This is a genomic window from Taishania pollutisoli, assembly GCF_014518315.1.
In the GTDB taxonomy this organism is placed as follows: Bacteria; Bacteroidota; Bacteroidia; order Flavobacteriales_D; family Crocinitomicaceae; genus Taishania; species Taishania pollutisoli.
Window position 1 is genome coordinate 747,323 of sequence record NZ_JACVEL010000001.1, and the last position, 9,983, is coordinate 757,305.

Genomic DNA, 9,983 nt, shown 5'->3' on the forward strand with positions numbered 1-9,983 from the left:
CTATTCAGCCCCGCTTTTGGCAATACCATGTTATATGCCGTTTTTATTGTCATTGAGAAATTCGAGAATATATTGAACGGTTTGCCTTTGTTGTTCTTCCAAAGAAATGTCCGAACTATTGTCCATTAAGAGTTTTCCTAAATATCCAAATTGCGAATGATTGCCACCTTTAAGCAAAATTAATTTTGAATTTTTTGGAAGTTTGTTTTTGTTTTCCAATACTTCGGAAACACTTGCAAGGCCGTCTTTTTCGGCATAAATTTTCATTGTCGGAATTAACAATGAAGAAAGGTCAATGTCTCTTGGGTGTGAAGTCCCTAACAAAAAAAGTCCTTTGAATAAAGTCGGATTCTCATAAACAATTTGAGCCGCCATTTTTCCGCCTTGTGAATGTCCACCTATAACATAATTGCCACTATCTAACTTAAAAAGTTTAAGCGTCTTTTTGTAGTCATATTGTGGCATTCGCCAATTCATTTTTATTAAGTGGCAAGTAAATCCGTTTTCTGCAAGTTTTCTACATAGTGGTGCGTATGCTTTTGGGTCGGTCAGACCACCCTGAAAAAAGATAATGTTCAGATTGTCACTTGAAGTGTCTGCCTGAAAGGTTATTAAGTCTTTTGATTTTAATACTGTTACCTTGTTAGAATTTTCAAATGTGTCCTTTGGAAGATTTCTTGATTGAAAAGTTGACCAATTCCAGGCAAAAAAAATTATGACAGCACTAAACCATATGAATTTAAAAATCTTTCGTTTGGTCCACTTTTTCATAACCTGTTTACAAATAGAAAAATTCCTGCCAATAACACCAATAAGGTTATTACTAAAATAACCACAAGTTTTTTCTTGTCTTTTCTTTTTGATAAATGTTCACCTAACATAGTTTTTATTTTTAGTGATAAGTTGCTCTAAAATGGCATACAACTTATAAATATACGCAACAAATAATTACTTGCAATCAATTATTACAATTTTACTCATTGATTTACAATAAATTATATAATTCCTGTTGTGCGTGCACAAAGCTACTAATCCCAATCGAAATTAAAAATACGTATTTATACGCCATTACCATAGGAGATTCAATTAAAAGTGTCAAGGCAAAGACCCAAAAAGGATGTTAACCAAAAATCCCTAAAGTTCTAACTTCTTAAATCGTTTTAAAATATTGAAAAATAGATTAATGAGTAATTAAAAAGCCAACCCTAAACGGATTGGCTTTACTCTGTGATCCCGCTGGGATGAATGCCTGATCCCAATCAGACCGACGTGCAGTGGATAAAAGCATCAGTCGCTACGCGCCTTGACGTACTTTTTTCGTTTACCGCTCACTCGAACACGTTCTGTTCGCTTTAAACGAAAAAAGCACTCGCTTCGCGAATGCTTTTTATCAGAGTGATCCCGCTGGGATTCGAACCCAGGACCCATACATTAAAAGTGTATTGCTCTACCAGCTGAGCTACGGAATCATGTATTTCAAGTGCGCATGAAAAAACTCAATTGCGGGTGCAAAAGTAGTGATTTTATTTCGTTATGCAAATTTTAATGTGTTTTTCTTCATTTTCATGGTAAAAAACGTGTACGTATACATTGTGGGATAGCAAAAAGTAATATCTTAGATTCTCAAAAACTAATTCTTATATGCCTAGTTCTGTTATCAATCCGCCGACGAATCATAGTCTTTCGCCATATACGGGAGCGTGGACCAATGCGCAAGCAGCTCATTTGCTCCGACGGTCACTTTTCGGACCGTCCTTTCAACAGATCAACCAGGTGACATCCGACGGGTTGGATGCAGCCATTGCACAATTGATGATCATTCCGGCAATCGGGCAACCGCTGACCTACGATCCGGCAGAAACAATTGCTACTTTCGGACAACCCTGGCAGAATTCACCCTACCCGACAGATGTTGAAGCGGCACAGGAATGTGATACGGCACGGGCAAAATCACTGGGAGCATGGCTGATGCAACGGATCAATAACGAAGGAATGAGCATCGCTGAAAAAATGTGCTTCTTCTGGCACAACCATTTCGCGGCCATCCTTTCGTTTGACCAGCGTTCCTCGTATAATTACTTTGACCTGATCCGACAGCATGCACTGGGGAATTTCAAAACATTGATCAAAGAAATGACCAACAATACCAACATGCTGGAATTTCTCAACGGGGCAACCAATACCTTCTATTCACCGAATGAAAATTACGCCCGGGAGTTCCTGGAACTGTACACCATTGGGAAGGGCATCCAGATCGGACCGGGAGATTACTCCAATTACACGGAAGAAGATGTAGCGGCGGGAGCAAAGATTTTTACCGGTTATACGGTAGAAGGACTCCGAAGTAGTACGTACACCTCCGTGAACACGATATACGTACCGCTGTATCACGATAATTCAACCAAGCAATTGTCCTATCATTTCAACAGCGAAGTGATCGCGAGTGCCGGGCCGGTAGAATACTCCAACTACATTGATGTGGTTTTTCAACAGAATGAAGTGGCCTATTTCATTTCCCGGAAACTCTACCGCTTTTTTGTCAACCACGAGTTGACAGAAGAAGTAGAACAGAACATCATTCCGGCAATGGCTGCAATTATGATTGCAAATGATTATGAAATTCAGCCGGTTGTTGAAGCCTTGTTAAAATCACAGCATTTTTATGATGCCAACCTGATCGGGTCCGCCATCAGAAGCCCGCTTGAAATGTTGTTTTCCATGTTTAATTGTACGGGAACAACGATCAACTTTGACCTGGCAACGACCTCCGATATGTACATTTCGTTGTATTACCTCGGAGATACCATGGGACAGGGATACGGAACTCCACCTTCTGTTTCAGGGTGGCCCGCTTACTACCAGGCGCCCAATTTTACAAAGCTGTGGGTCAATGGTACACACCTGAAAAACAGAACATGGCTGGCCTATTACTTTACACTGGCAACCGGGTTGGATGTCAACGGAGAAATTCTTAAAATTCAAACCATTCCATTCTTAAACGGTCTGTCAAATCCTGCAAATGCCAACAATGTAATCGATGATATCATTCGTGTGTTCCTGCCGAAACCAATTTCAGCGGCACAGCGGCAAATCCTGAAGTTCATCCTGTTGGGAGGACAGCCGGATTTTGAGTGGACCATTCAATACAATGAATACCTGGCAGCACCGACCGATCCGACGTATTACCTGCCGATTCAGCAAAAAGTGGAATTAACATTGTTTCAATTATTTCAAATGCCGGAATACCATACGGTATAATTAGAACTACTTATGATTAAGAGAAGAACATTCGTAAAAAATGTAGGTATTGCGGTGGCAGGAATGCCGATCGTTTTGAATAATATTAAGTATCAGCCGATTCAGAAGAAATTATTCAACTACAATAAAAGCGCTGAGGATCGTGTATTGGTAATCGTTCGTCTGAACGGGGGAAATGACGGGTTAAATACGGTCATTCCACTTGATCAGTACGACAACCTGGTCATTCAGCGGCAGAATATCCTCATTCCTGAAAACCAGTTGCTGGATCTGAATCAAAACAACCTTGCTCTTCACCCGAGTATGACCGGGATGAAAAACATGTTTGAAGGCGGGCAGCTGGGCATCATTCAGAATGTCGGCTACCCCGATCAAAACCGTTCACATTTCCGTTCCATGGATATCTGGAGTACGGGAAAAATGGATCCCTTTGAACATTCCGGTTGGTTGGGGCGTCATTTTGATGAAAAATACCCCGGGTACCCGGACGATTATCCGAATGAAGACTACCCGGATCCCTTTGCGATCAGTATGGGATATAGTGTTTCGGAAACCTGTCAGGGCTTGCTTTCCAACTTCTCACATGCCGTATCCAATCCGTTTGATGCCTATAACCTGACGGAAAATCAGGGGTTGGACGACGGAACGTATTTTGGCTCGCACATGGCCTATCTGAGTAACCTGATCATGCAGTCCAATGCCTACGGAAGTCAGATCAATGCTGCTGCCAATGCCGGAAATACCTTGTCATCCCTGTACGACGCCAACAACCCGATCGCGGTGCAATTGCGGTATGTGGCGCAAATGATCTCCGGCGGATTGAAAACAAAAGTATACATCCTGAACCTGGATGGATTTGACACACACAACGCACAGGTATCTTCCACAAGTGTATTGACCGGAAGACATGCTGATCTGATGAAAACACTTTCGGATGCACTTGCGGCATTCCAGGACGATTTGAATTTATTAGGGCTTTCTCACCGTGTGGCCGGGTTCACATTTTCAGAATTCGGACGTCAGGTTGCTTCTAACGCATCGCGGGGAACTGACCATGGAGACGCTGCTCCGATGTTCTTATTCGGCGAGTGCATCAGTTCACAGATCATCGGTCCCAACCCGGTTATTTCCGATACCATCCAAAACCAGGAAGCCGTTCCGATGCAGATCGATTTCAGAGATGTATACGCTTCCCTGCTAAAAGACTGGTTCCTCGTTCCGGAATCTGACATCGAGCCACTGTTTGAACATACCGTTCAATACATCAACCTCCTGGGTGCTTGTAACCTCGGTGTGGATGACCTGGCGAAAAACAAAGACGGATTGACGCTGTTTCCGAATCCTGCAACTGACAGAACCAACCTGCGGTTTGAAGCAGATGGTGATTCGTATACACTACAGGTAATCGATATGAACGGCAGAACCGTACTTGAACCATTCTCCGGAAGGACGCTCAGTGGTGAACAAACCATTCCGCTTGAGACCTATGACCTGAAAGCAGGGTTTTATACCGTTCGTCTCTATTCACGTAAAGCCGTGAAAGCTGTAAAATTGATCATCGCTGACTAATTTTAGCACCGCATCGATTTACCAATCTGCAAGAATCAACTATCTTTGCAGGTATGGAAAATGTAAACTGGTTTGAATCCTGGTTCGACACAAGTTATTATCATACCCTTTATAAAAACAGGGACAACAAAGAAGCGGAACGGTTTATCAGCAACCTGGTTGACTACATTCAGCTGCCTCCGCACAGCCGTGTGCTGGATTTAGCCTGTGGCAAAGGACGCCATTCGATTACCTTGTTTACACATGGTTATGAAGTGTTGGGTGTCGACTTGTCTCCTCACAGCATCGATCATGCGGAATATTTCAGCAACGAACACCTGCAATTCCGGGTACACGATATGCGTGAAGTCATTCCTGGAGAACAATTTGATGGTGTATTCAATCTGTTTACCAGCTTCGGTTACTTTGACTCTTCGGACGACAATAAAAAAGTACTGCATGCTGTTCATGAGATGCTCAATCCGCAGGGAATTTTGCTGATCGATTTCATGAACGCGTCCAAAGTGATTGCCAACCTGGTGAGAGAAGAAACAAAAGTTGTAGATGGTATTACATTTCACATTACCCGCAACTACGATGGTCAACACATTTTCAAATACATTCGTTTTGAAGCGGAAGGAACAGAACACAATTACATGGAACGTGTTCAGGCATTGCAGTCCGCCGATTTTGAATTCCTGCTCGACACCTGCGGATTTGATTTAATTCGTACCTTTGGCAACTTCGATCTGGGTAGTTTCGACGAAACGACATCCGATCGGTTAATTCTTTTAGCACGAAAACGTTGATGGAAATTAGTCTAACCATTTTAGCATTGTTGGGATCTGTATTCTCCGGGGCGATTCTTGTTGCCGTACTGGAACATGCCAACAAGCAAAAAATCATCAAGATGTTGCTTGCTTTCAGCGGGGGATTCTTGTTGTCCATTGCCTTTATTCATTTTCTCCCGGAATTGTACCACCACACGTTTCACAACATCGGCTTGTACATCCTGCTGGGTTTCCTGATCCAATTATTGCTGGAGTTTTTCTCCGGAGGAATTGAGCACGGACACATTCACCACCACCACGAAGGAAAAATTCCGTGGGGAATCCTGATTGCTCTGGGGATCCACTCATTCCTGGAAGGAATTCCACTGGCGGCTCCGTTCACGGGGTATGAACTGGCGACAACACACCATCACGAAACCGGAAATACCTTACTGATGGGGATTATTTTTCACCAGATTCCTGTTTCCATTGCACTGATGACCTTATTGGTGGCATCAAAGATCAAAAAAAGTACGATCTGGCTGCTCATGGTTGTGTTTGCCATCACAACACCTCTGGGATTAATTACCGGACTGCTTTCCGAATCGTTGGTGGCATCACTTAACTTTGACATCATCCTGGCCATTGTGGTCGGAATGTTCCTGCACATTTCCACGACGATCATTTTCGAAACGAGTGAGAATCATAAGTTTAATTTTATTAAGCTCATCAGTATTCTGGTTGGATTTGTCGTTGCCGTATTTGTGCATTGACGTACGTATCACTCCTTCACCAATTTTACCGTACTTTTTTCACCTTTTTCGGTCACAAATTCTACAAAATACATCCCTGAAGGAAGCTCCGCTACCGAAAACTGCTTTTCTGCCGGGTTGAATGTACGAATGCGTTTCCCCAGTTGGTCTGTGAGATACATTTCCGACAGCAGTGCTTCTGTTTCAATAGAAACGGTCTCTTTTGCCGGATTGGGATACACCGAAATCGTTGCTTCTAATTTCGGCTGTTTTACTGAAAGCCACGCCGGAAGCGTGTTTAATTCCAGTACGTGAATGTAATTGTAATTCACCATCCACACATTGCCCAGGTTATCCAGTTCGATGCTGCAATAGGTGTCAAAATTCAGGTTGGCATTAGTCGCATCATAATACGCATCCCAGTTTTTGGTAATCTGGTTGTAATGCGCGATGGATGTGGGTGTTTGTGCATCCGAACCAAACAATGCCCAAATGTTGTCATTAGCATCAAACTCAAAATCGAGGATGACTCCCGGAGGCATGTTGGTGGTATTATCCGGCGCAATGCTGTCAAAAAACGCGAGGTTGTGCAACAGGGACAATCCTTTGTTACCTGCAACGTAGAGTGTGTCATGGTTCGGTGAGAATTTGAAGTCATAATTGCCATTGTCCATCATTAGGGAACTCCCTACTGTATAAGTAGTATATGTCCCTGAATCATTGTATTCACCTAAGCCTGGGGCTCCAACACCATTTGCAATCCAGAATCGATTATATTTTGCGACGATTCTTCTTGCTGTTCCTGAGTTGTATAAAACTTGATAAGCCCCGTCAAACCATTTTACAAAGGATTGATTTTTTCTCAAAATATACAAACTATCTCTATCTATGGTCATTCCTGGAGTGAAAACAGATGTACCATATGCGTTGGACCAAGTATCGTTTTCATAGGCAAATAAACCATAATATTCATCCAATGCATACACTTTACCGGGCAAAAACTCAAATGTGGTCCATTCAGAAGAGGATTGAAACAAAGAGGTATTAAACAAATCGAAAGAAGTTGCTGTTCCATCCATCGAAAGGGTGTGAATCGTATATCTTCGTGCCATCCACAAGGAATTGTCATAGGGATTGATCCGAAAATGTCTACCTGTTCCATAATCTTCCCAGGTTAAAGCAAACGAAAATCCCAGATCGCTCAAATGATACTTTCTCCATTCCTGCGTCTGAGCAGTAAGCGAATAAAAAATGATTAAAATAGTAATGATTGTTTTCATAACTTGATCCATTTTTTTGTGAGTACTTTATTGTTGTCTAATTGAACATTGATCATGTAGATTCCTGTTTGCAATGCTTCGGTATCAATACGAACAGAATTTTCGTGTTGAATGTTTTTTTCTAAAATCACCCTTCCGGAGAGATCGGTTATCTGCAAGTGATCCATTAAATTGGTTGAATTGGTTGCTACCGTTACTTGATAAGTGCCGGGATTAGGAAAGATAGATAAAGCATTTTCCTGATCCAGTGAGGCTACTGAAACAGATTCATTTACCTCACTGCTTATTCCTTCACCAATTTTACTGTACTTTTTTCTCCTTTTTCAGTCACAAATTCTACAAAATACATCCCTGCAGGAAACTCCGCTACCGAAAACTGCTTTTCTGCCGGGTTGAATGTACGAATGCGTTTCCCCAGTTGGTCTGTGAGATACATTTCCGACAGCAGTGCTTCTGTTTCAATAGAAACGGTCTCTTTTGCCGGATTGGGATACACCGAAATCATTGCTTCCAATTTCGGCTGTTTTGCCGAAAGCCACGCCGGAAGCGTGTTTAATTCCAGTACGTGAATGTAAGTTTGATTGACCATCCACAGGTTTCCCAGGTTATCCAGTTCGATGCTGCAATAGGTGTCAAAATTCAGGTTGGCATTAGTCGCATCATAATACGCATCCCAGTTTTTGGTAACCTGGTTGTAATGCGCGATGGATGTTGGTGTTTGCGCATCCGAACCGAACAATGCCCAAATGTTGTCGTCGGCATCAAATTCAAAATCGAGGATGACTCCCGGTGGCATGTTGGTGGTATTATCCGGTGCAATGCTGTCAAAAAACGCGAGGTTGTGCAACAGGGACAATCCTTTGTTACCCGCAACGTAGAGTGTGTCATGGTGCGGTGAGAATTTGAAATCGAAATTACCATTATCCATTCTTAACGAAGTATCATAAGTGATAGGGTTTCCCATTTCATCACGCATATATAAGCCAAGGCTACCAAGATTGTTACCTAACCAAAAAGTATTATTTTTTGCTACGATTCTTTTTCGAGTTCCAGCATTAAAAGAATAAGAAAAATTTTCAGATGTCCACTTTAGTAGAGGGTCATTGTTTTGAATAATGTATATGGTATCTTTATCTCTTGCCATTCCATTAGAAAAACTTACGGGATTATGAGGATTTTCCCATATTCCGTTTTCATAAATAAAAACACCGTATGATTCATCCAACGCGATGACTTTATTTGACAAAAATTCAAAAGTGATCCACTCAGCAGTTGATTGAAATAGAGGGTCATTGGTCATGTTGAAAAAAGCTACATCTCCTGTAGCAGAAATAGTTTGAATAGTAAAATCATTTCCCATCCACAAGGAATTGTCATAGGGATTGATCCGGAAATGACGACCTGTAACAAGATAATCGGGACGAATCAGTGAATAAGAAAGCCCCAAATCATTACGATGATACCGATGCCACTCTTGTGCATTTGATGTTAGAGTGAAAAGGATTATAAATGCTGCTAAAAATAATGTTTTCATAATTTGATCCATTTTTTTGTCAATATTTTTCCGTTATCAAGTGAAATGACAACGATATAACTACCTATCTGTAACTGATCCGTAGCAATGTGAATGGTGTTGGTTTGTTTTCCTACAATTGTTGCTGTAACTCTTCCGGAAACGTCAAGAACCTGTACCTGTTCGATAAATTGATTTGCCTGCAATTGAATTGTTAATTGATTGTTACCTGGATTCGGATGTATAAGACAAAATGATTCCTCTTCCAATACATTGACTGAAACAGCTTCGTCTACTAATGGATTGTCAGCGTAGCAGGGAAAATCAATTCCTGTTGCCAAACTGTCGTACAAATAAATACTGTATGCCATTTTCGGAACTTGTAGGTTGGGGTTGATGGGATACCAAATATTTGTTTCAATTGATTCATTGTTAAAGCCACCATGATCATCATCATAATACAATAAGAATTGATAATAAAACCCTCTCAGTGTGATTGTTCCTGCCACCGGATCCAACTGAATGATTTGTGCATCTGGTTCCAGTTGAAAGGTGTCAATAATTAATGGTATCTGATCGACAGTATCTTGCAACCCTCTCAGTGAATTAGTCTGACTGTGTCGCACCCACACATCCAGTAATTCAACAGATGATGAACTTAGTGGAAATTGCAGGTATTCTGAAAAATTGTAGGTTATTTGATATGTTCGTTTCTCAACCCTATATGTTTTATTAAGTTCGAGTAAAAAGTTACTGCCTATAGGACCTCCCCAATTTGCATATATCGGGTCATCCAAATAAATGTGAATGGTATCGTGTTCAACAAGTTCAATCTGCGTCGGTGCCGATTGCGGGTGAATGA

General features: G+C 41.6%; 9 protein-coding genes and 1 tRNA gene. 4 read left to right on the top strand and 6 right to left on the bottom strand.

The window, feature by feature from the left end:
* Positions 1-30: 30 nt before the first annotated feature.
* Together H9Y05_RS03055 and H9Y05_RS03060 are read right to left on the bottom strand one after the other, a co-directional pair.
* Positions 31-771, bottom strand: coding sequence for an alpha/beta hydrolase (locus tag H9Y05_RS03055; RefSeq protein ID WP_216713466.1), 741 nt, complete (start codon positions 769-771; stop codon positions 31-33).
* A 625-nt stretch (positions 772-1,396) separates the two neighbouring features.
* Positions 1,397-1,469, bottom strand: a tRNA-Lys gene (locus tag H9Y05_RS03060).
* A 172-nt stretch (positions 1,470-1,641) separates the two neighbouring features.
* Here H9Y05_RS03060 and H9Y05_RS03065 point away from each other — a divergent pair.
* Genes H9Y05_RS03065 through H9Y05_RS03080 form a run of 4 tightly spaced genes read left to right on the top strand, consistent with a single transcriptional unit; the run spans position 1,642 to position 6,349 of the window.
* Positions 1,642-3,258 (top strand): DUF1800 domain-containing protein, encoded by a 1,617-nt coding sequence (locus H9Y05_RS03065; RefSeq protein WP_216713467.1) that lies wholly within the window; start codon positions 1,642-1,644, stop codon positions 3,256-3,258.
* A gap of 12 nt (positions 3,259-3,270) precedes the next feature.
* Complete coding sequence (locus H9Y05_RS03070; protein ID WP_163493009.1) at positions 3,271-4,827, top strand: DUF1501 domain-containing protein; 1,557 nt, start codon at positions 3,271-3,273, stop codon at positions 4,825-4,827.
* 53 nt (positions 4,828-4,880) lie between these two features.
* Positions 4,881-5,615 (top strand): class I SAM-dependent methyltransferase, encoded by a 735-nt coding sequence (locus H9Y05_RS03075; protein WP_163493010.1) that lies wholly within the window; start codon positions 4,881-4,883, stop codon positions 5,613-5,615.
* Positions 5,615-6,349 (top strand): ZIP family metal transporter, encoded by a 735-nt coding sequence (locus tag H9Y05_RS03080; protein ID WP_216713468.1) that lies wholly within the window; start codon positions 5,615-5,617, stop codon positions 6,347-6,349. The genes H9Y05_RS03075 and H9Y05_RS03080 overlap by 1 nt, the downstream gene beginning before the upstream one ends.
* 8 nt (positions 6,350-6,357) lie before the next feature.
* Here the strand turns inward: H9Y05_RS03080 and H9Y05_RS03085 are convergent, their stop codons facing one another.
* The 4 genes from H9Y05_RS03085 to H9Y05_RS03100 all read right to left on the bottom strand — a co-directional run.
* On the bottom strand, positions 6,358-7,608 hold the full coding sequence (locus H9Y05_RS03085) for a T9SS type A sorting domain-containing protein (RefSeq protein ID WP_216713469.1): 1,251 nt from the start codon (positions 7,606-7,608) through the stop codon (positions 6,358-6,360).
* Positions 7,605-7,907 (bottom strand): T9SS type A sorting domain-containing protein, encoded by a 303-nt coding sequence (locus H9Y05_RS16275; RefSeq protein ID WP_216713478.1) that lies wholly within the window; start codon positions 7,905-7,907, stop codon positions 7,605-7,607. Before H9Y05_RS16275 ends, H9Y05_RS03085 begins: the two co-directional genes overlap by 4 nt.
* Positions 7,892-9,142: a T9SS type A sorting domain-containing protein gene (locus H9Y05_RS03095; protein WP_216713470.1), complete on the bottom strand. Its 1,251-nt coding sequence runs from the start codon at positions 9,140-9,142 to the stop codon at positions 7,892-7,894. The genes H9Y05_RS16275 and H9Y05_RS03095 overlap by 16 nt, the downstream gene beginning before the upstream one ends.
* On the bottom strand, positions 9,139-9,983 hold an 845-nt coding region (locus H9Y05_RS03100), incomplete at its 5' end, for a T9SS type A sorting domain-containing protein (RefSeq protein WP_216713471.1). The genes H9Y05_RS03100 and H9Y05_RS03095, both read right to left, overlap by 4 nt.